The sequence below is a fragment of the Streptococcus sp. Z554 genome, assembly GCF_053010305.1.
In genome coordinates this window covers 71,787-94,802 of record NZ_JBRKNV010000002.1, presented here as the reverse complement: position 1 = coordinate 94,802, position 23,016 = coordinate 71,787, and the positions used below count along the sequence as shown (strand labels likewise).

General features: G+C 37.5%; 21 protein-coding genes. 20 read left to right on the top strand and 1 reads right to left on the bottom strand.

From position 1 onward, the window contains the following. Positions 1-7 precede the first annotated feature (7 nt). The 11 genes from ACVC7R_RS02865 to ACVC7R_RS02815 all read left to right on the top strand — a co-directional run bounded on the left by ACVC7R_RS02865 (position 8) and on the right by ACVC7R_RS02815 (position 13,032). Positions 8-1,111 carry a prephenate dehydrogenase gene (locus tag ACVC7R_RS02865; protein WP_447263452.1) on the top strand — a complete coding sequence of 368 codons (1,104 nt, stop codon included), beginning with the start codon at positions 8-10 and terminating at the stop codon, positions 1,109-1,111. Between the two features lie 12 nt (positions 1,112-1,123). Further along, a complete protein-coding gene (locus ACVC7R_RS02860; protein WP_447263451.1) occupies positions 1,124-1,462 on the top strand; it encodes a YlbF/YmcA family competence regulator in 339 nt (112 codons plus the stop codon). 89 nt (positions 1,463-1,551) lie between these two features. Then, positions 1,552-2,835 (top strand): 3-phosphoshikimate 1-carboxyvinyltransferase, encoded by a 1,284-nt coding sequence (aroA, locus tag ACVC7R_RS02855; protein ID WP_447263450.1) that lies wholly within the window; start codon positions 1,552-1,554, stop codon positions 2,833-2,835. Next, a complete protein-coding gene (locus ACVC7R_RS02850) occupies positions 2,828-3,304 on the top strand; it encodes a shikimate kinase (RefSeq protein ID WP_447263449.1) in 477 nt (158 codons plus the stop codon). The genes aroA and ACVC7R_RS02850 overlap by 8 nt, the downstream gene beginning before the upstream one ends. Next, positions 3,301-4,149 carry a prephenate dehydratase gene (gene pheA, locus ACVC7R_RS02845; protein ID WP_447263448.1) on the top strand — a complete coding sequence of 283 codons (849 nt, stop codon included), beginning with the start codon at positions 3,301-3,303 and terminating at the stop codon, positions 4,147-4,149. The genes ACVC7R_RS02850 and pheA overlap by 4 nt, the downstream gene beginning before the upstream one ends. Further along, entirely contained in the window at positions 4,146-5,471 is a 1,326-nt protein-coding gene (locus tag ACVC7R_RS02840; protein WP_447263447.1) for an LCP family protein, read from the top strand. Before pheA ends, ACVC7R_RS02840 begins: the two co-directional genes overlap by 4 nt. A 142-nt stretch (positions 5,472-5,613) precedes the next feature. Further along, positions 5,614-6,459: a LicD family protein gene (locus ACVC7R_RS02835; RefSeq protein ID WP_447263446.1), complete on the top strand. Its 846-nt coding sequence runs from the start codon at positions 5,614-5,616 to the stop codon at positions 6,457-6,459. Then, positions 6,443-7,411: a glycosyltransferase family 2 protein gene (locus ACVC7R_RS02830; RefSeq protein ID WP_447263445.1), complete on the top strand. Its 969-nt coding sequence runs from the start codon at positions 6,443-6,445 to the stop codon at positions 7,409-7,411. Before ACVC7R_RS02835 ends, ACVC7R_RS02830 begins: the two co-directional genes overlap by 17 nt. A gap of 20 nt (positions 7,412-7,431) precedes the next feature. After that, positions 7,432-9,585 carry a LicD family protein gene (locus ACVC7R_RS02825; RefSeq protein ID WP_447263444.1) on the top strand — a complete coding sequence of 718 codons (2,154 nt, stop codon included), beginning with the start codon at positions 7,432-7,434 and terminating at the stop codon, positions 9,583-9,585. Between the two features lie 45 nt (positions 9,586-9,630). Next, a complete protein-coding gene (locus ACVC7R_RS02820) occupies positions 9,631-10,443 on the top strand; it encodes a LicD family protein (RefSeq protein WP_447263443.1) in 813 nt (270 codons plus the stop codon). Positions 10,444-10,482: 39 nt separating this feature from the next. After that, complete coding sequence (locus ACVC7R_RS02815) at positions 10,483-13,032, top strand: MBL fold metallo-hydrolase (RefSeq protein ID WP_447263442.1); 2,550 nt, start codon at positions 10,483-10,485, stop codon at positions 13,030-13,032. Between the two features lie 72 nt (positions 13,033-13,104). Here the strand turns inward: ACVC7R_RS02815 and ACVC7R_RS02810 are convergent, their stop codons facing one another. Continuing rightward, the gene (locus ACVC7R_RS02810) at positions 13,105-14,583 is read right to left on the bottom strand and encodes an oligosaccharide flippase family protein (protein WP_447263441.1); all 1,479 of its coding nucleotides are present in this window, start codon (positions 14,581-14,583) and stop codon (positions 13,105-13,107) included. A 124-nt stretch (positions 14,584-14,707) separates the two neighbouring features. Here ACVC7R_RS02810 and mecA point away from each other — a divergent pair, with 124 nt between their 5' ends. From mecA to ACVC7R_RS02765, 9 genes are all read left to right on the top strand, one after another. Beyond that, positions 14,708-15,445 carry an adaptor protein MecA gene (gene mecA, locus ACVC7R_RS02805; protein WP_447263440.1) on the top strand — a complete coding sequence of 246 codons (738 nt, stop codon included), beginning with the start codon at positions 14,708-14,710 and terminating at the stop codon, positions 15,443-15,445. A 151-nt stretch (positions 15,446-15,596) separates the two neighbouring features. After that, positions 15,597-16,160, top strand: a complete 564-nt coding sequence (locus ACVC7R_RS02800; protein ID WP_447263439.1) for a TIGR01440 family protein — start codon at positions 15,597-15,599, stop codon at positions 16,158-16,160. 166 nt (positions 16,161-16,326) lie between these two features. Beyond that, positions 16,327-16,887, top strand: a complete 561-nt coding sequence (locus ACVC7R_RS02795) for a TlpA family protein disulfide reductase (RefSeq protein WP_447263438.1) — start codon at positions 16,327-16,329, stop codon at positions 16,885-16,887. A gap of 9 nt (positions 16,888-16,896) precedes the next feature. Then, the gene (gene msrB, locus ACVC7R_RS02790; protein ID WP_447263437.1) at positions 16,897-18,012 is read left to right on the top strand and encodes a peptide-methionine (R)-S-oxide reductase MsrB; all 1,116 of its coding nucleotides are present in this window, start codon (positions 16,897-16,899) and stop codon (positions 18,010-18,012) included. 278 nt (positions 18,013-18,290) lie between these two features. After that, on the top strand, positions 18,291-18,782 hold the full coding sequence (locus tag ACVC7R_RS02785) for a hypothetical protein (protein ID WP_447263436.1): 492 nt from the start codon (positions 18,291-18,293) through the stop codon (positions 18,780-18,782). Between the two features lie 67 nt (positions 18,783-18,849). After that, positions 18,850-19,326, top strand: a complete 477-nt coding sequence (locus tag ACVC7R_RS02780; protein ID WP_414266383.1) for a DUF2975 domain-containing protein — start codon at positions 18,850-18,852, stop codon at positions 19,324-19,326. Between the two features lie 17 nt (positions 19,327-19,343). Next, complete coding sequence (locus tag ACVC7R_RS02775; RefSeq protein ID WP_004252288.1) at positions 19,344-19,547, top strand: helix-turn-helix domain-containing protein; 204 nt, start codon at positions 19,344-19,346, stop codon at positions 19,545-19,547. A gap of 137 nt (positions 19,548-19,684) precedes the next feature. Further along, positions 19,685-21,397 carry an aminodeoxychorismate synthase component I gene (gene pabB, locus ACVC7R_RS02770; protein WP_447263435.1) on the top strand — a complete coding sequence of 571 codons (1,713 nt, stop codon included), beginning with the start codon at positions 19,685-19,687 and terminating at the stop codon, positions 21,395-21,397. A 106-nt stretch (positions 21,398-21,503) separates the two neighbouring features. Continuing rightward, complete coding sequence (locus ACVC7R_RS02765; protein ID WP_447263434.1) at positions 21,504-23,006, top strand: Ltp family lipoprotein; 1,503 nt, start codon at positions 21,504-21,506, stop codon at positions 23,004-23,006. The last annotated feature ends 10 nt before the right edge of the window (positions 23,007-23,016 follow it).

Below are 23,016 nucleotides of genomic sequence, written 5' to 3'. Positions count from 1 at the left end.
AGTTCTTATGGCGAAAACCATCTATATCGCAGGATTGGGTTTGATTGGTGCTTCGATGGCACTCGGAATCAAGCGGGATCATCCTGATTATGAAGTTTTAGGATACAATCGTAGTCAGGCGTCTAGAGATATCGCCTTGGAGCGGGGAATGATTGACCGTGCGACAGATGATTTTGCCAGTTTTGCTCCACTAGCAGATATGATTATTTTGACACTTCCTATCCAGCAGACTCTCACCTTTATCAAGAAGTTGGCAACTTTGGATTTGAAGGAAGGCGTCATTATTTCTGATGCTGGTTCAACCAAGTCAGCTATTGTGACTGCAGCGGAGGAGAATTTTGTAGGGAAATCTGTTCGATTTATCGGTGGGCATCCCATGGCAGGGAGTCACAAGACAGGAGCAGCTTCTGCAGATGTCAATCTTTTTGAAAATGCCTACTATATCTTCACACCATCTAGTCTGACGACTCCAGATACTCTTGAAGAAATGAAAGACTTGCTGTCTGGTCTTCATGCACGTTTCATTGAAATCGACGCTGAAGAACATGACCGAGTGACATCTCAAATTAGTCATTTTCCTCATATTTTAGCATCAGGCCTGATGGAACAAACTGCAGATTATGCTGAGCAACATGAAATGACCCGACGTTTTGCGGCAGGTGGTTTTCGTGATATGACTCGCATCGCCGAAAGTGAGCCAGGTATGTGGACTTCTATCCTCTTATCCAATCGAGAGACCATTATTGAACGCATCGAGGATTTTAAGGAGCGTTTGGATGAGATTGGACAAGCTATCAGTAAGGGTGATGAAAATCAAATCTGGAACTTTTTCAATCAAGCGCGTGAGCAACGTCAAGCTATGGAAATCCATAAACGCGGAGGAGTAGATAGCTCATTTGACCTCTATGTAGACGTTCCCGATGAAGAAGATGTGATTTTACGCATCTTGGAATTGCTGCGAGGAACTTCCTTGGTCAATCTCCATATCAACGAGGAAAACCGTGAAGATGTTCACGGGATTCTGCAGATATCATTTAAAAATGCTCAGGACTTGGAACGAGCTGAGCGCTTAATTACAGAAAATACGGACTATACAGTCGTTATTAAATAAAGGAGGACAATTATGTCAAACATTTATGATAGTGCAAATACACTTAGTCGCGGGCTACGTGAGTTACCTGAATACAAGGCCGTTAAGGAAGCTAGAGATGCTATCCAAGCGGATGCAGAAGCTAGCAAGATTTTTGCGGATTACATTGCCTTTCAGCATGAAATCCAAGTCATGGCGCAAACTGGTCAAATTCCAGATGCTTCTTTCCAAGAAAAAATGGAAAACTTTGGCAAGCAGATTCAAGGCAATGCTCTTCTGTCAGCCTTCTTTGCCAAACAGCAACAACTTTCTATCTACCTCTCTGATATTGAAAAAATTGTCTTTGAACCAATTTCAGAATTGTTGAAATAAGAATTTACCTCATAAAGTCAGGAATTTTTAAGAAATTTCTGACTTTTTATGATAAAATAAGAAAAAGTATTGCCAGTATGAGGACTAGTATGAAGTTAAAAACAAACATTAAGCACTTAAATGGTAGCATTCGCGTGCCAGGGGATAAGTCCATCAGTCATCGATCTATTATTTTTGGAAGCTTAGCTGAGGGCGAAACTAAGGTTTATGATATCCTGCGAGGTGAAGATGTTCTTTCAACCATGCAGGTATTTCGTGACCTCGACGTAGAGATTGAGGATAAGGACGGTGTCGTTACTATTCAAGGTGTTGGGATGGATGGACTGAAAGAACCTCAGAATGCCCTTGATATGGGGAATTCTGGGACATCTATTCGTTTGATTTCAGGTGTCCTTGCTGGCGCAGACTTTGAAGTAGAGATGTTTGGAGATGATAGTCTTTCTAAACGCCCAATGGATCGTGTAACTCTTCCCTTGAAAAAAATGGGAGTTACAATTTCAGGTCAAACAGAACGAGACTTGCCACCTTTACACTTAAAAGGAACGAAAAATTTAAGACCTATTCATTACGAATTGCCAATTGCTTCTGCTCAAGTCAAGTCAGCTTTGATCTTCGCGGCTTTGCAGGCTCAAGGCCAGTCAGTCATTGTCGAGAAGGAGTGCACTCGTAATCATACAGAAGATATGCTCCGTCAGTTTGGTGGAGACTTGAGTGTCGATGGTAAAACAATTAGAGTTAATGGTCCTCAAAAACTGACTGGACAAACAGTTGTGGTACCTGGAGATATTTCTAGTGCAGCCTTTTGGTTGGTCGCAGGTTTGATTGTTCCAAATTCTCGTGTGGTACTTAAGAATGTTGGTATTAACGAAACTCGTACAGGGATTATCGATGTTATCCGTGCTATGGGTGGGAAATTAGAGATGACTGATATTGATCCAATTGCTAAATCTGCAACCTTAACTGTTGAAACTTCATATTTGAAGGGAACAGAAATTGGTGGAGCCTTGATTCCACGTTTAATTGATGAATTGCCGATTATCGCGCTCCTTGCTACCCAAGCTCAAGGTCAAACAGTTATCAAAGATGCAGAGGAACTCAAGGTTAAAGAAACGGATCGCATTCAAGTTGTCGCAGATGCTTTAAATAGCATGGGAGCTGACATCACTCCTACGGCAGATGGCATGATTATCAAAGGGAAATCTGCCCTCCATGGTGCCAACGTCAATACCTTTGGTGACCACCGTATCGGTATGATGACAGCCATTGCCGCTCTTTTAGTTGCAGATGGAGAAGTTGAATTGGATCGTGCCGAAGCCATCAACACCAGCTATCCAAGCTTCTTTGATGATTTGGAGACTTTGATTCATGGCTAAGGTTTTATTAGGATTTATGGGTTCAGGGAAAACGACTATTGCTAGAAAGCTGGATCCTGATTTTGTAGACATGGATGCTTTGCTGGAAGAACGACTAGGGATGCCGATTGCTCGTTTCTTTGAAGAAAAAGGAGAAGCAACCTTTCGTCAGGTAGAATCAGAGGTTTTAGCTGATTTGCTAAAAACAGACCAAGTCATTTCAACTGGTGGAGGGGTAGTCATTTCCCCACGTAATCGGGCTTTGCTGAAGGAAAATCCAGATAATATCTACCTAAAAGCAGATTTTGAGACCCTTTACCAACGAATTTCAGTCGATAAGGACAATCAACGACCACTATTTTTAAAAAATAGCAAGGAAGATTTGGCTGCGATTTTTAAAGAAAGACAAGCTTGGTATGAGGAAGTAGCTAATCAGGTTGTAGATGTATCACGTTTAAACCCAGATGACATTATAGAGGAACTGAAATGAAAATTGCCTATCTAGGTCCCAAAGGATCTTTTTCGCACCATGTGGTGCAAACGGCTTTTCCTCATGAGGAACTAGAGCCTTTTTCAAATATTACAGACGTTATCAAGGCCTATGAACAGGGATTGGTAGACTATTCAGTAGTGCCAGTTGAAAACTCCATAGAAGGTAGTGTTCATGAAACCTTGGACTATCTTTTTCATCAAGCTCATATTCAGGCTGTAGCAGAGATTGTTCAGCCCATTCATCAACAGCTAATGGCAGTTCTAGGCCAGTCTAGGATTGAAAAAATCTTTTCTCATCCGCAGGCATTGGCTCAAGGGAAGAAATTTATCGATGAACATTTTCCCAATGCTCAATTAGAAGTCACTGCCAGTACAGCCTACGCGGCGCGGTATGTTTCTGAACATCCGGATCAACCTTTTGCAGCTATTGCTCCCAAGAGCTCTGCTGAGGAATATGGATTGGAACTGGTCGCTCAAGATATCCAAGAAATGGAAGCTAATTTTACGCGTTTCTGGGTTTTAGGACCTAACTTACCACAAATCCCCTTGAATGCAGATTCTGAAAAGATGAGCCTAGCCTTGACCTTGCCAGATAATCTACCTGGGGCTTTGTATAAGGCTCTTTCTACCTTTGCTTGGCGGGGAATTGACCTGACGAAGATTGAGAGCCGTCCTCTAAAAACAGCACTGGGGGAATACTTTTTTATCATAGATGTGGACTATGCTGATAAAGGACTGGTCCACTTTGCTCAAGAAGAATTAGAAACAATTGGAATCCAGTATAAAGTACTGGGAGCTTACCCTATCTATACCATACAAGATAAAGGGAAGGAGAACCTATGACTAGAGAGAATCCTCTAACACATCATGAAAAACTACGTTATGACTATCTCTTGAAGAATATTCACTATCTAAACGAGAAAGAAAAGCGGGAATTTGCCTTTTTACAAGCTAAATTGGACAAGCCGCAACAAGAAGTTCATCAAGTTTATCGTGAGGATTTGGAAGAACTCCCTCAAGAAGAATCTAATATAGGCCTTCCAACTTATGGCAATAGAAGTCGTAGCTCTCGACGTAAAGTTCCAAAGCAAAAAGTTAAGAAAGAAAAAATCAAACAAGAAAAAGTCGAGAAGCCCAAAAAGAAAAGAATTTTTCGATTTAAACGCATCCTTGCTTGGTTAGGAATGCTGTTGCTTTGTGCAGCAGTGGGAATGATTTTCATGTTCCTAAAGGGCTTCCAGTCTGCTAACTCTAATAATCCTAAGGATGTCAAAGCTGCTCAAGTTGAAGTTTTTAACGGTCAAGATACACGAGATGGTGTAAATATTCTGATTTTGGGAACAGATGGGCGGATCGGACAAGATAGTTCCGAAACGCGGACAGACTCAGTCATGGTTCTAAACGTAAGTGGTAAGGATAAAAAAATCAAGCTCGTTAGCTTTATGCGTGACAACTTGGTTTACATTGATGGCTATAGTCAAGTTATCGATGGTCAGAAACAAGCTGATCACAAGTTAAATTTGGCCTATGAATTAGGGGAACAAGAAGGAAAACAAGGAGCCGAAATGGTTCGCAAGGTCCTCAAGGATAATTTTGATCTGGATATCAAATATTATGCTCTCGTTGATTTCCAAGCCTTTGCAACTGCAATAGATACCCTTTTCCCTGATGGTGTAACTATCGATGCCCAATTTTCAATCTTAAATGGGGTTCCAGTCACAGAAGCGACAGTAGGTGATGACTTGCACGCAACGGCAACTGAGTCACCAACTCAAACCATTCGAGTTGGTAAACAACAAATGAATGGTTCAACTCTTCTTAACTATGCTCGTTTCCGTGACGATGATGAAGGGGACTATGGCCGTACTCGTAGACAGCAACAGGTTATGACCGCCGTCCTACAACAGATCAAAGATCCGACAAAACTGTTTACGGGTTCAGAAGCTCTTGGGAAAGTTTTTGCTATGACCTCAACAAACCTACCTTATACCTTCTTATTGACCAATGGCCTATCAGTTCTTGAAGGAGGTCAGAACGGTATTGAGAGACTGACAGTACCGGAACTTGGAGATTGGGTAGATGACTATGATGTGTATGGAGGCCAAGCACTTCGAGTGGATCAAAAAGCCTATCAGGCTAAACTGGCCCAAATGGGATTTAGATAAAAAAATTATTAAAATCAAAGCTTGAAACATCTGGCTAAATGGGTGTCTCAGACTTTGATTTTTCACATGGTCTGATGGATTTTTTGGCCCCTTTTATGGTATAATGAAATAATGTAATTCTATAGAAGAGGATGAGAATGAGATGAGTGATTTAAAGGCAATTCAAGCCCGTAGCTTAGAGATGGCTGAATATTTTGTCGCCTTTTGTAAAGAACACGACTTGCTCTGCTATTTATGTGGTGGAGGAGCTATCGGAGCCCTACGAAATAAAGGATTTATCCCTTGGGATGATGATTTGGACTTCTTTATGCCACGAAAGGACTATGAAAAACTAGCAGAGTTATGGCCTCAATATGCGGATGAACGTTACTTTCTTTCAAAGAGTTCTAAAGACTATGTGGACCGTAACCTCTTTATCACGATTCGAGATAAGGAAACAACTTGTATCAAACCCTATCAGCAGGATTTAAATCTTCCTCATGGTCTGGCTTTGGACGTTCTTCCCTTGGACTATTATCCTAAAAATCCAGTAGAGCGAAAGAAACAAGTTCGCTGGGCTTTGATTTATTCCCTATTTTGTGCACAAACCATCCCAGAAAAGCATGGAGCTCTCATGAAGTGGGGTAGCACTATTTTATTAGGATTGACACCTAAGCCACTTCGCTATCGTATCTGGAAAAAGGCTGAGAAAGAAATGACCAAGTATGGACCAGCTGAAAGTGATGGTATTACAGAATTATGTTCAGGGCCTGGCTATATGAAAAACAAATACCCAATCCAAGCCTTTGAAGACAGTCTATTTGTGACTTTTGAAGGGACAGAAATGCCTATTCCGGTTGGTTATGATGCCTATCTTAGTACAGCTTTTGGTGACTATATGACACCACCGCCTGCAGACAAGCAAGTACCTCACCACGATGCCATAATAGCAGATATGGATAAGAGCTATAGAGAATATATGGGAGAATACAATGCAAGAAAAAATTAGTATCATTGTTCCTGTATACAACGTAGAAAATTATCTTGAACGATGTGTTGAGTCGATTTTAAAGCAGACTTATACCAATTTTGAATTGCTACTTATTAATGATGGTTCGACAGACCAGAGTGGTGACTTGTGTGATCAGCTGGCTTCTAAAAATGAGAATATCAAGGTTTTTCATCTTGAGAATGCTGGAGTCTCCAATGCTAGAAATGTAGGTATTCAAAACTCAACTGGAGAATGGATAACTTTTGTTGATAGTGATGATTTTATTACGCCAGATTATTTGGAAACTTTGATAAGTGCAGTAAAATCAGATATTTCTGTTGGTTTCTCAGTTGCTCGTTTGCATCATGTAAAAAATGGACAAGTAACAGATTTGCCTGATTTTTCAGGTCAAGAGTCAGTATGGTCTGCTGAGCAAACCATGAAAGAACTATTGATGACTACTCGAACTTCTTTTTTCCCTGTTGCAAAATTATTTAAAAAGGAATTAATTGAAGATTTTAAATTTAGTACAGATTATCATTTAGCAGAAGATGCTCTATTCTTAACAGAAGTTATACTTGAAACAAAATGTAATAGTGTTTTTATAGACAAACCAATATACTATTATGATCATAGAGAGGGAAGTGCAACTACATCTGTGAATAGTCATGTTTTTGATACTATAGAAGTATATAAAATCATTATTCCTAAAGTTTATCAATGTTTCCCTCAATTAAAACCCGAATTAGTAAATAGAGAATCTTGGTCTTATATTACAGTGTACGATAAAATAATCTTCACAGATTCGACAGAATATAAAAAAGAGAAAACTCAATTGAGAAAGTGGATACTTAGTCATTTCTCGGAAATATTGAGAGATCCTTATTTTACTAGTTTTCGGAAAATAGCCATTTTGTCACTAGGAATTTCTCCATGGATTTATAGACAAATTGTAGGCTTGAATAAATAATGTTATTAAAGGAGTTGAAGATGAATTTTTCAAAAATGAATGAATGCTTTGAAAAATCAAAATTGTGGATTTCATATTTTTTTGTTTTCATTTCGATTTTAAGCATGAGTTCGTTAATTTATAAAGTCACCAATCCGATTTATAAGGGGATTTCAGCAGTTGTTGTTCTGTCAATTTGTTTAACTTTATTGTTTAATTGGAAACGAATAGAGATAGATAAGAAGTTTCTTACCCTATTTGGTCTTTTAGTGGGCAGTCACTTTTTATCAGCGCTCATTAATAGATCTGGACACCTGCTCGGAAATATGGTTGAAATTTTCTTTATGCTGGCTTATGTTTTATTATTTACCATGGTAAAACCTGATCAGCTAAGGAAGTTATTAGGTATGATTGCAGGAACCATACAGATTGTCTCATTTGGTTCGGCTATATTTGCTTTTGGTTTATTACTTTCGAGAGTTTTAATTCTATTTCAAATTGGAGAGAATTCTTATTATTACGGAGTAATGAATGGCCGATTATGGGGATTTGTTAACCCTAACGCTAGTGCGATTTTCTCATACATTAGTATAATTTTTGCTATGTATTTAATACATAAGGGAAGCAAATACTCTGTTTATCTTAAAATTAATAATGTCATTCAGTTAGTTTATTTTGCAACCATGCAAAGTAGGGGAGCTCTTTTATCAGTTCTTCTAATGCTAGTATTCTATTGTATTTTTGTCACTAGGGGAAGATTTGCCAAAAAATGGCTAACTTTTTTAGTAGCTAGTATCTTACTAACAGCTAGCAATATTGGTATTAGTTATTTAACTTCGGTATATATTTCAGCAGCCAAGGCAACTGTAATTGACTTAAATAAAGGTGAATCGTATTCTGAAACTGATTCAGATGTTGCTAAGAAAAATGGGGAGCTTCACTTGATTGAAACGACTCCAAGTGGACGTACATATATTTGGAAAAATGCAATCAAAATGGGAAGTGCAAAACCCCTATTTGGTTATGGTGTTCGAAACGTATCCGATTATTACACAAAGTATTTTAGTAAATTTGAAATTACAAACTCACTTATTGGAGGTAATTTCCACAATATCTTTGTTACAATTTTTGTGAGTTCCGGCTTCTTGGGTCTCATTTCTTTCTTACTCATTGTTGCTTATGTAGGTTTCCGTTTTGTTTCTTACATGATTAAATCAAAGAAAAATAGTGAGAAACTAATCATGATTCTATTCTTTGGAATTTTATTTGGTCAGTTGTTTGAGAGCCAAATTATGTATTCGACCAACTTCATCAACATCATTTTTTGGTTAGTTGTAGGATATGGTCTAATGATCTGTGAGAAAGAAAAAAATATTCGTTACAAGGAAGTAACTGATATTTCTGAAATTCAACAGATGGAGTTAGGAATCATGGAGTATATCCATGAAGTTTGTCAGAAAATTGGTGTTAAATATTTCTTGTCCTATGGTAGTTTAATTGGGGCTGTTCGTCATAATGGTTTTATTCCTTGGGACGACGACATGGATATTTGTATGCTACGTGATGATTACGAAAAGCTACAAGATTATTTGATTGCCCATCCAGATGAACGATATGAAGTTATGTCCTATAAAAATAATGTCAATTATGTCTATCCGTTCATGAAAGTTCAAGATAATCATACCTATTTAGTAGAAGAAGATGTTCGAATCGATTCAGATATGGGGATTTATGTTGATATTTTCCCTGTAGATGGGTATGAAGATGATCAGGCATTTAAAGATAAGATGACCAAGATTATTAAAAAGCGTCAATTAAGTTGTTACACATTTAAAGGAATTACGAATACTAAAAGTGTAGTCAATTCAATTATTCGCTATATTTCTGTTATTATCTTTTATTTCACTAACACAAATAAGTATGTTTCTCAGATTGATGAATTAGCTAAATCGAGAAAAGTAGAAGATTATGAATTAGTGGACTATGTTATCTATAAAGATATGAATAAACCCGTTTGGAAACGTGCGTGGTTAGAACAAGTTGAAGCTGGTAGCTTTGAAGGTAAGGAATTTATGATTCCAAAACATTATCATGAAATTCTAACTTCAGATTATGGAGATTACATGCAGTTACCTCCAGTTGAGCAGCGAGTGTCGCACCATGATTTCAAGTTGTGGAAGATTATAGGAAAATAATAGACTGTTGTTAAAAAAAGAAGTAAAGATTAGGAGCGACAAATAATGTCAGAAAGAATCTTAAGCCTTGAAGAAATCAAGCAAGTAGAACTTGATATTCTAGGATACTTACACGAAGTTTGTGAAAAACACGATATCAAATATTTTATTGATTTTGGAACTTTATTAGGTGCTGTTCGTCATAAAGGTTTTATTCCTTGGGATGATGACACAGACATTTCTTTAGCTAGAGATGAATTTGAAAAATTATACGCAGTTCTGAAAAATGACAACCACCCGTACTATAAGCTGATTTCTTTTAGAGAAACGAAGGGATATCCGTATAGTTATATGCGTGTTTACGATATTCGAACACGGAGAGATTCGAATCTTTTAGATTCAAGTGTTGTTCTTGGAACTTGTGTAGATGTCTTCCCGTATGATGGTCTTGTTACAGATGAACAAGATCGTAAGAAAATGAAACTCTATAAACAACTAATTCGTCTATCGTCGTTAAACTTTAAGGGAATTAAATATGAAAATGGAGGGATAAAAAATCTTCCTCGTTATATTGCATCCGCAATATTCAGATTTACTTCTCCTCAATTATGGAATCAAAAACTTGAACAACTTGCTTTAAAATACAGTGTTGAAAACTCTACAGACTTAGTTTGTTCAACTTATGACTCATACTATCCAGCTGGTATTAAAAAAGAATGGTTGTATGATACAATCGATATGCCATATGAAAATCTAATCCTAAAAGTACCAAGAAGATATCATGAGATTCTTGTCTATGAATTTGGGGAAGATTATATGACTCCACCTCCTGCTGACCAACAGATACCAGGAAATGAGAAGAATTATTGGATTGATTAACGAAAGAGTATAGAATTAATAGAGAAAGCTGAATACCTTATGAAAAGTTTTAAAAAATCAATTCTACTTAGCGCCTTGCTTCTATCTGCAACAATAATTCATGCACAAACAGTAAATGCAGATACTATCTCAGCAGGTGCAGGGAATCGAATCCATTTTATCAATACCAAAGCTAACTCTGGAAGTGATGCAATTTTACTAGAAAGTAATGGTCACTATGCTTTGATTGATATGGGAGAGGATTATGACTTTCCGGATGGAACGGATACACGTTATCCAAATCGATGGGGAATTTCTATTAACAATTATCAAGTATTAGAAGATCGCTTAATTCGCCATCTTGATCAGTTAGGAGTAAAGAAATTAGACTTTATACTTGGGACTCATGTTCATAGTGATCACATAGGTGGAGCAGATGAAATTCTTAATCGCTATCAAGTCGATAAGTTCTATTTGAAAAAATATTCGGATCAACGAATTACAAGCACTTGGGGATTGTGGGATAACCTTTTCAATTATGATAATGCTCTTCGTGCTGCACAGAATAAGGGTGTTACATTAATTCAAGATATCAAAGATCAGGATAGTCATTTCAAATTTGGTGACATGGAAATTCAGCTTTATAATTATAAAAATGAATATGATGCTGATGGGAACTTAAAGAGAGTTCTTGATGATAATTCCAATTCAATTGTTGCAGTAGTAACTGTAGCAGGAAAAAGAATTTATCTTGGTGGTGACTTAGATAATGCTGAGGGAGCAGAAGATAAGTTAGGTCCTGTGATTGGCAAAGTAGATATGATGAAATGGAATCATCATTATGATGCTAAGATTTCTAATACAATTGACTTCATTAATCACCTTTCTCCTAGTATGGTCATTCAAACGACTGGAGGTGACATAAATGTTGCTTCAACGAGAGATTATCTCCAAAAGAAAAATATTCAAGTGATTCACGCATCTAGCCAAACTCAGGATGCAACAGTATTTGATATTAGTGATAAAGGCTTTACAAATGTTTCAGGAGATTTTCCAAATATTCCTACTGTTGATGAGAAATGGTATCAAGAAGATGGTCATTGGAAATATCGTTTGAAAGATGGTCAGATGGCTATCGGTTGGCAAGAAATTGATGGTAGCAACTATTTCTTTAATGGAAAAGGTCAAATGCAGAGTGGTCGTTGGCTCCGTATCACTGACGAATGGAACGGAGAACCAAAATTTAATGACTACTACCTAAACAATAATGGCAAAATGCAGGCGGGTGGTTGGTTCTATCATGATAATACTTGGTACTATATCCAGTCAAACGGTGCAAGACGTTACAATGAACTAGCTGAAATTGGTGGTCAAAAATATCTCTTTGATAAAGATGGTAAAATGCTGACTGGCTTACAAGTCTTTAATGGCAAGAAAATGCTCTTTGCAAGTAGTGGCGCTCTTCAAACAGAAGGTAGCACATCTAGTTGGCAAAAGCAAGGTTCAAGCTGGTATTATTATGATGAAGATGGTATTCGAACAGTTGGTAAAAAGAATATCAACGGCACTACCTATTACTTTAATCAAAATGGTATCATGCAAACTGGTTGGGCCTTAATTGAGGGTCATTGGAACTATTTTACTAGTTCTGGGGCTATGAAAACTGGCTGGGTCAAGGATAAAGATACTTGGTACTACTTGGATAAAGAAGGTGTGATGCTAACAGGCCTTCAAGAGATTAATGGTTCTCGCTATTATCTCAATGCAAGTGGCGCTATGCAGACCGGTTGGAAATGGCTCAATAACCATTATTACTACTTCGTAAGCAGTGGTGCCATGAAGACAGGTTGGCTCAAGGATAAGGACATCTGGTATTATCTAGATAAAGAAGGTGTCATGTTAACAGGCTTCCAAGAAATAAATGGTTCGCGCTATTATCTCAATGCAAGTGGCGCTATGCAGACCAGTTGGAAATGGCTAGATAACCATTATTATTACTTCACAAGCAGTGGAGCTATGAAGACTGGTTGGTTAAAAGATAAGGATACTTGGTACTATCTTGATAAAGAAGGTATCATGTTAACAGGCCTTCAAGAAATAGATGGTTCGCGTTATTATTTGAATGCAAGTGGCGCTATGCAGACCGGTTGGAAATGGTTTGATAATCATTATCATTACTTCACAAGCAGTGGAGCCATGAAGACAGGTTGGCTCCAAGATAAAGGCCGTAAGTATTATCTTGACTCTGAAAAGGGTCAGATGGCCACTGGTTTATACAAAGTAGATGATGAAAGTTATTACTTTGATGCTAACGGTGCTATGGAAACTGGCTGGAAACAACTGAATGGCAACTGGTACTATTTCCAAACAACTGGTTCTCTCCTCAGAAATGGAACAAGTCCTGACGGTTATAAGCTTAATGCTGATGGAATTTGGACAACGACTACAAATGAGGTGAACCAGGAACAAACGAAAGAAAATAGTCAAAGTTTCACATTTGAAACGACAGATGTAGTGAGAACCCAACAAACAGAAAACTCATCTCTTATGTCTGAGGAAAGTAATCAATCTACTGAACCAAAGACACAAACGAGCCAAGAAAAGAATTAAGTTTCTATATGGTTTTAACGAAATTCTTCTATCATTAAAACACCTATAAGGCTCAGCCTTATAGGTGTTTTGTTAACTTCTTTTGATTTTAGCAAGAACTAGATTAAGAGCATAGTGGAGGGTTTTATCTTTTATTACAAAGAGAGTTAAGGCATAATAGATAGCACATCCAGCAATTGTAGATACAACCATGCTGAGCATATTCATATTGACTGTGTATGAATGAACTTGGAAGAGGATTTTAAAGGTATAGTAAATTGGGATAAAGCCAAGTGATACAATTGTGTAACGAGCTAATGTTCCAAAAATTTCTTTCAAATCCAAGAGTTTATGCTTCAGAATAAAGCGGGTTTCAAGTAGAACGACGATTGTCTCGGCAATAATCGTTGTTCCGATGTAGTATGCAGGAGTAAAGATGTTGTTGAAAAGGAGGAGAGAGTTTAGGACTACATTGACACCACCACCGATAAAGTAAAAGGCTGTTAGTCGATTTTCGTGGTCATTGATAAAGATGATTTGCTTTCCAAGGATTAATTCGATAGCCCAGATAATGGTTCGAAAGGCAAAGACGCTGGTTACAATTCCTGCTTCTATGTATTTCTCAGAAGAGTAAATAACAGTCGCGTAGGTTCCTAAAACCATGATTCCGATACTAGTCGGAATTATAAGGAAGAAAAAGAGGGCAGCTCCTTGATTGACCAAATACTTATAAGAATTATAATCTTTTTTTCCTAAATAGTAACCAAGTCGAGGGATGCTGACATTGATGGCCCCACTGAGGACACTCGCAATCAGCATGACGATACTGGATGCGATGGTATAGTAGGAGATAAAATTCTCATCAGGTCCCTTAGTGATGAACATCCGGTCTAGCAAGGTATAGAGCATATTAGCATTTGCTAGAAGTAGCATGGTCATAAGAGGCTTAGAAGCTTTGAGAAGTTCGCTAGCTTGAATCTTAACAAAGGAAACCTCTCGTTTGATCCATAGGAAGCTGAGTAGATAGTTGATGATGGTTGTCGCACTCATGATTGTGGCATAAGGAACAATATCGTCAGGTGTCTTAACGAAGGCGAAGATAGCAACCAACATTCCAATACGAATCACTAGTGTTTTATAAAGGATAAATGAATAATTCTCATAGGCTTCATTCATCCATTCGATATTCAGAAATTGGAAGAGAGCTTGGATTCCAAGGATATAGTAAAGGATTTTTAGATTGACAATACTAGTATCAAAATAAATAAAGAGGAAATAAATAGTAGTTGTTACAACTGAAGTAATGACTGAGATATAGAACAACTTAGAAAAGACATAATTAATCTTATTTTTGTCATCCTTTACTTTACTGATGGCTCGAATACCATAATTGTAGATCCCAAAAGCAGCAAGCGGAATAACAAAACTTGCCCAGGTGTTAGCTGTATTAAAGTAACCATAATTTGATTTACTAAGAATTCGCGTTAGATAGGGATTAGTAATCAAGGGAAATACGATGTTTAAAATATTGACCAGCAAGCTAGCCAAAGCATTAACTTTTATATTTTTCATGAAACTTTCTTTCTTACATTCTAAAATAGATACTAGTATTATATCACATTCCAACGCCATTCTTTTGATAAAATCATTTAAATCTTGTATAATAGATAGAACTGAAAGTATGAGGTTACGAACTATGAAAATGAAACAAATCAGTGATACGACTTTAAAAATCACCATGTCTTTAGAAGATTTGATGGATCGTGGAATGGAAATCGCAGACTTTCTCGTTCCACAAGAAAAAACAGAAGAGTTTTTCTATGCCATTTTGGATGAGTTAGAGATGCCAGATAGTTTCTTGGATACAGGTATGCTTAGTTTCCGAGTGACACCGAAGCCTGATAAGGTTGATGTCTTTGTAACCAAGTCTAAGATTGACCAAAATTTGGATTTTGACGATTTGGCAGACCTTCCTGATATGGATGAACTAGCAAAAATGTCTCCAGATGAGTTTTTGAAAACATTGGAAAAAACTATGGCAGAGAAAACCAAGGAAGATATTGAAGCTATCCAATCTCTAGAGCAGGTTGAGAAAGAGGAAGAAGCAGCGATTGATGAAATTGCTGAAGTAGAAGAAGGAAGAAGAGAACCTTATATCTACTACATCCTACGCTTTGACGACTTAACTAGCTTGGTTTCTTTTGCGAAAACAGTTGATTACCAAATGGAAACTTCAGAACTTTACAAGATGAATGACCAATACTATCTAACTGTCTTGGTTGATGTAGAAGATCATCCAAGTCTTTATCCAGCTTGGTTATTGGCTCGCATGCGTGAGTTTGCTGATGATAGTGATATCAGCCGTTCAGTTCTCCAAGAATACGGTCAAGTCATCATCAATCACGATGCCGTCCAAGGACTGCAAAAAGTATAAATTCATGTATAAACGAGACAGAGATGGCTATTCTCTGTCTTTTTCAATTTTAAAAGAAAGAGAGAACGGTCGATAGAAAGTGGAAGCATGTCCCTAGCTTGCTAAAATGATGAAAAAACGATATCATAGAAAGGAGTAAGTGAGGTAAAGTATGGACCAAGGACAATTACAAAAAGAGGTAGAAGAAATCCTAGAAGATGTATTAGCAAAAGCTTCTCTCCATGAGGGAGCTCTCTTTGTTTTGGGCTTATCTTCCAGTGAGGTGATAGGAGGACACATCGGGAAAGCCTCTAGTCAAGAAATTGGGGAATTAATTGTTAAAAGAATCTTAGAAATCTTATCAGCTAGAGGAATCCACCTAGCAGTTCAAGGGTGCGAACATGTCAATCGAGCCTTGGTTGTGGAACGAGAGGTTGCAATCAAATACAATCTTGAGATTGTGAGTGTTCTTCCAACACTGAACGCTGGAGGATCAGGGCAATTGGCGGCCTTTCGCTATATGAAAGATCCAGTAGAGGTTGAATTTATAAAAGCCGATGCAGGTCTTGATATTGGAGATACGGCTATTGGGATGCATGTCAAGCATGTTCAAGTGCCGATACGTCCCGTTTTGAAATCAATCGGCCAAGCTCACGTAACTGCCCTTGCTAGTCGTCCAAAACTAATTGGAGGGGCGCGTGCTCAATATCCACAAGATTTTATAAGAAAAATATAGATAAAAAGTAGACAACTCTCATCTGATCAGCAGGTGGGAGTTTTTTGTGCAAGAAAAGATGCCTTATTTTCCAAGCAGATTTCAAGTATTTTTAGTCCGCTAGTTATATAATAGAGCTATAAAATCGTTATCTATATTCATATATCTAATAAGAAAGGTGATGGAAATGAAAAAATGGCAAGCAACTGTATTGGTCTGTGCTAGTCTGGTCTGTCTATCGGCTTGTAACAATCAGACGACGAGCGAGGCTGATAAACAAAATGAAGACAAACAAGCGCAAGTTAGCTCTCAGGTAGCAAAAAAAGGAGAAGAAGTTCCAGATTTTGAGCTTACGGGAGTTGATGGAAAAACTTATCGTCTATCAGATTACAAAGGCAAAAAGGTCTATCTCAAATTTTGGGCATCTTGGTGCTCTATTTGTCTAGCTAGTCTGCCTGATACAGATGAACTGGCAAAAGAAGCTGGCGATGACTATGTCGTTTTGACAGTTGTTTCTCCTGGTCAAAAAGGGGAGCAGTCAGAAGAAGCCTTCCAGAAATGGTATCAGGGTTTGGACTATAAAAATCTCCCTGTTCTTCTAGACCCGTCAGGAAAACTCTTAGCGAGTTACGGAGTTCGTTCTTATCCGACTCAGGCCTTTATCGATAAAGAAGGAAAATTGGTGAAGACTCAACCAGGCTTTATGGACAAGGAAACTATTTTAGAAACTCTGAAAAGCATAGATTAGAGGCTACTCATGAATGATAAATTAAAAATAATTGTATTCATAGGAATCATCATTTGCATTATTATTGGACTTTTATTTCTTTTGGAAAAAAGGAGCGCAAGCTACACAGATACCACTCAAATCGAGAAGGCAGCAGTTAGTCAAGGGCAAAAAGTCACGAAAAAAACTGAGCCAAGTAAAGATGCTGACTTACATGATATCTATCTAGCTGGAGGCTGTTTCTGGGGAGTCGAAGAATATTTTTCTCGAGTAGCAGGTGTGACAGATGCTGTTTCTGGCTATGCGAATGGTAGAGGAGAAACAACCCAGTATGAATTAATCGGCCAAACTGGGCATGCTGAAACTGTTCATGTGACCTACGATGCCAATCAAATTTCTCTAAAAGAAATCTTGCTCCATTATTTCCGCATTATCAATCCAACTAGTAAGAATAAGCAGGGAAATGACGTAGGAAGCCAATATCGCACGGGAGTCTACTATACAGATGAAAAAGACCTAGAAGTCATCAATCAAGTCTTTGATCAAGTTGCTAAAAAGTATGACCAGCCTCTAGCGGTTGAAAAGGAGGCTTTAACTAATTTTATCGTGGCTGAAGACTATCACCAAGATTATCTCCAGAAAAATCCAAATGGATACTGCCATATCAATGTCAATCAAGCAGCCTATCCCGTTATTGATGCTAGCAAGTATCCAAAACCGAGTGACGATGAATTGAAAAAACTTCTGTCTCCAGAGGAGTATGCAGTGACTCAAAACAGTCAAACAGAACGCGCCTTTTCAAATCGCTACTGGGATAAATTTGAAGCAGGCATTTATGTGGATGTAGCAACTGGCGAGCCTCTCTTTTCTTCGAAAGATAAATTTGAATCGGGTTGTGGTTGGCCTAGTTTTATCCAGCCTATCAGTCCAGATGTTGCGACCTATAAGGAAGACAAGTCATACAATATGGTCAGAACAGAAGTCAGAAGTAGAACTGGTGATTCCCACCTAGGACATGTCTTTACAGACGGACCTGAGGACAAGGGAGGACTCCGCTATTGTATCAATAGTCTATCCATCCGTTTTATTCCCAAGGATCAAATGGAAGAAAAGGGTTATGGTTATTTGTTAGATTATGTTGAGTGAACGTGATATTCTTAAAAAGAGTTTACTAAAAATGTTTTAGATTTATATTTGATTTTTTTAGAAGTGTTGACCTTAATATTTGAAGTCTAATTGCTCTTAAATAAAGATATTTTTAAATAAAAGAAAAAAATTATCAAAAAACGATAAAAAAGTGTTGCATTTCAAAAAAATTATGCTATACTAGATATATCGATAAACAATAATAAGTTTTCGAGTAGTAACAAAAAGAGCTCATTTGTTACTAAAACTAAAAATATTTTATAAAAGAGGAAATCATCATGAAAAAAACTACATCAACTAAAATCGTTAACTTTACTAAATCACTTGTTACATTAGGATCTAATTTCGGAATCTTTACCCTTAGTTTCTTTAGTATCGCTTCCTTAGTCCTTCTCCTTGGTCAATTTGATATCAGCCAACTAATGCCTGAAGGTGCGGAAGTAACAATGTCAGGCTACGAAGCGTGGGGAGGGGTTAATGCCTTTGTTCTAACGTTTGTTGCTGGTAATACACTTCTGACTTATGGCCTTATCAAATTAAAACAGTTTGCTAAGAACTTTAAGGAAAGCGATCTTTTTGAAGATACAACCATTTCATTCTTGAAAAAAGGTGCAGTTTTAATGACACTAGTAGGAGCAATCCAAGGTATTACAGAACTTATTCTTAACCCAGCTCATATTATTTTTAACTTCTCGATTGCAGCATTTTTGTTTCTTGCTAGCTTGGTGCTTACTTCTATCAAAAATCAATTTTCAGATAAAGTAGCATAATACATATACGTAAAACTTACTAATATTGTATAATATAGTAGAGATTAGAAACGAGGTTTTGAAATTAATGTCTAAGAAAAATTCCTACTTACCATTTGCTTTAGGTTTTATTAATATCCTACTTTTTATCTTGGGAGTATCTTTAGTTATATCCATCTTTTTAACAGTTTTCAATGTAACTGAGATTAGCCTATTTAACCTTGGGACTATTTCCTTAAAACCTGATATGGTGAATACTTCAATACTAGTGAGTGCTTTGTCCTTTATCAATAGCTTTATCATTCTGTTTGTACTATTCTGTGTTAGACAGTTCTTTCAAAATATTATTCATGAACAGATTTTTACAAGTCATAATGTCAAACTTGCTAATCGTATTTCTCTTTCTCTCTTTATTGCCTCATTTCTAGGAGATGGTATTTTGACACTTAATGGTTATTCATTTCTGAATATAACTTTCATGGTTACTGCTCTCGTTGTTTGGACAATTGGTAAAGTCCTTGAAAAAGCAAATGAAATTGCAGAAGAAAATGAGTTTACAATTTAGAGAAAGGAGACTATCCTATGATTGTTATTAATCTAGATGTCGAATTAGCAAAGAAAAAAATGCGTTCAGGAGATTTAGCAGAACGTGTAGGTATTACTCCCGCAAATCTTTCAATACTGAAAACAGGTAAGGCCAAAGCTATACGTTTTTCAACGCTAGAAGCCATTTGTAAAGAACTTGGGTGCCAACCTGGTGATATATTGGAATATGTGCCAGACTAAAAAGTGGTTCAGCATAAGCTGAACCTTTTTATTTTGTTAAATTATATAAAGAATTCTAAAACATTTCCTGCTAATCTGATAAAAAATACTAACTACATAAAGTTTAGAGACCTTCTTATTTATGGTATACTTAGGATATGCATAGAAAAACAGTGATTGATTTTAGGTCTTTGGGCGAGAGATACACCTTTACCCAGCCTATTAAAGAGTTAAAAACAAGAAGTATAGCAGAAGTAGCAGACTTGCTGGCACAAGTGGAAAGCTACCAAGAACAGGGCTATTATGTAGTTGGTTATGTTAGTTATGAAGCAGCACCTGCTTTTGAGGAGAAGTTAGAGGTTCACGAGGGTCCCTTGTTAGGAGAGTATCTCCTCTATTTCACTATTCATGATAGTGTAGAAACATCCAGCATTCCTCTGACTTATGAGGAGGTGGATTTGCCATCAAACTGGCAGGAAGTAACATCTGCTGAGGACTATGAAAAGGCTATTGCCCAAATTCACCATCATTTAAGACAAGGGGATACCTATCAGGTCAATTATACTGTCCAACTCAAGCAGAATTTAAGTGCTAATTCTTTTGCTATCTACAATCGTATGGTGGTGGAGCAGGAAGCGGGATATAATGCTTACGTAGAGCATGATGATATGGCAGTGATTTCCATGAGTCCAGAACTCTTTTTTGAGCAAAATGGTCGTGAATTGACGACTCGTCCTATGAAGGGCACAACTAAACGTGGTTTGACTGACGATGAAGACTTGAAAGAGGCCACTTGGCTGGAACAGGATCCCAAAAATCGTTCAGAAAACATGATGATAGTGGACCTCTTGCGCAATGATATGAATCGTCTGTCTGAGGTAGGGAGTGAGCATGTGGAGCGTTTATGCCAAGTTGAGCAGTATTCTACAGTTTGGCAGATGACTTCGACTATCAAGAGTCAGTTACGACCAGATGTTGACCTAGTTGAAATCTTCCGTTCGCTCTTTCCATGTGGCTCCATCACAGGAGCTCCCAAGATAGCGACCATGGAAATTATAAAGAACTTGGAACCACAAGCTAGAGGAGTTTACTGTGGAACTGTTGGCCTCCTACTTCCCAATGGACGACGGATTTTCAATGTGGCTATTCGAACCATTCAACTGCATGGAGGGCAAGCCATCTATGGTGTCGGAGGTGGCATCACTTGGGATAGTACTTGGGAGTCAGAATACCGTGAAGTCCAGCAAAAGGCAGCAGTTCTTTATCGAAAACAGCCTCTTTTTCAGCTGATTACGACAGGGAAAATTAGCCAGAAAAAATTGCTCTTTGAAAATCAACATCTAGAAAGACTGCGAAAGGCTAGTCGTTATTTTGCCTTTCCATTTGACCAAGAAGTTTTGAGACAAAAAATAGAGAAGGAGTTCCAGTCTTGCGACATCCGTCAAGATTATCGGATACGAATCAGTCTCAGCAAATCTGGAGAGATTGAAATTGAACGACAAGTATTGACACCACTTAGCTCTAACTTTTGTCAGGCCAAACTTTGTCTACAGGAAGCTGATTTACAGCAGCCCTTTACCTATTTTAAGACGACTCACCGACCACATTTGACAATGGGAGAGCAGGAGGTCATCTATCACACTGCTGATGGGAAATTGCTTGAAACCTCTATTGGGAATCTGGTCTTAAAAATGAATAGCAAGCTCTATACCCCACCTAGTACACTTGGCATTTTACCAGGGATTTATCGCCAGCATTTACTTGAAAGCGGGCAGGTAGAAGAGAAGGTCTTGACCGTAGAAGATTTGAAACAGGTAGAGGTCATTTATGCTTGTAATGCAGTAAGGGGCTTATATGAGTTAAAAATATAATGACAATTAAATATTATTTGTGAACATTAAAGATTGAAATTGAAATAAAGTTAAGCATTTGATATAATGGAAGCGTCATTAAATTTAAAAATAGGGATAGTTTAAGATGAAATCAAAAAAATATTTAGTAACAAGCATAGCGACAGCAACACTTGGACTTGCTTTGCTTACAGATACAGCAGGTATGTCCCCTTTTTCAATACAGCAAGTTTCTGCTCAAGAAAAGAGTACGCCTAAGAATGGTAACGTAAAAGAAAATAATTTACCTAAGCAATCAGAGAAACCTAAAGCTAGCGCTCCAAAACAATCAGAGAAGCCTAAATCTAGCGCTCCAAAACAGTCAGAAAAGCCTAAAGATAGCACTCCGAAACAATCAGAGAAGCCTAAAGATAGCGCTCCAAAACAGTCAGAAAAGCCTAAAGATAGCACTCCGAAACAATCAGAGAAGCCTAAATCTAGCGCTCCAAAACAATCAGAGAAGCCTAAATCTAGCGCTCCAAAACAATCAGAGAAGCCTAAATCTAGCGCTCCGAAACAATCAGAGAAGCCTAAATCTAGCGCTCCGAAACAATCAGAGAAGCCTAAATCTAGCGCTCCAAAGCAATCTGATAAACAAAAGAATACGATACCTAAACAGGATAAGCCAAAGTCTAAAGTCCAGTCTGGCTGGGTAGGCTCATCTTATTATGAAAATGGTGTTAAAGTCACTAATAAGTGGATTTTTGATAAAAAGGTTAACTCCTACTTCTATTTGAATGCATCGGGAAATTATGTCCAAAATGCCTGGGTCGGTAATTATTACCTCAAATCAGATGGAAAGATGGCCAAGAATGAATGGATTTATGATAAGAAATACTCTGCTCACTATTATTTAACATCAGAAGGTAGCTATGCTCGTAATTCCTGGGTCGGTAGTTACTATCTTAAATCAGACGGTAAGAGAGCTAAAAATGAATGGATTTATGATAAAAACTCTGGTTCCTATTTTTATCTAACAGCTGAAGGAAGTTCTGCTCGTAACACTTGGGTAGGAAATTACTACCTTAAATCAGATGGTAAGATGGCAAAAAGCGATTGGATCTATGATAAAAATTATGGTTCTTATTACTATTTAACAGCTGAAGGAAGTTATGCCCGTAATAAATGGATAGGAAATTACTATCTTAAATCAGACGGTAAGATGGCCAAGAATGAATGGGTAGATGGTGGCCGTTATTATGTTGAATCAGATGGTAAAATGGCTAGTAACAAATGGGTAGATGGTGGCCGTTACTATGTAGGATACGATGGTGTGTGGCAACCAAAACCAGCAGACGGGAATCCATACTCAGCAGCTTTAAAGAGAGCACAAGGTTATAATGGGATTCATTTGTCAAAAAAAAGAATTTATGATATGTTAATTTTTGATGGTTTTAATAGTGACACTGCACAATATGCTATCAATCATTTGCAAGCAGACTATAAGGCGAATGCCTTAGCTAAAGCAAGACAATACCGAAAATATAGCAATCTCTCAAAAACGAAAATTTATGACTGGCTAACTGATCCTTGGATTGGAAAATTTACAAATGAAGAAGCAAACTATGCCATTCAACATTTAGGTGACTAATTTTTACAAA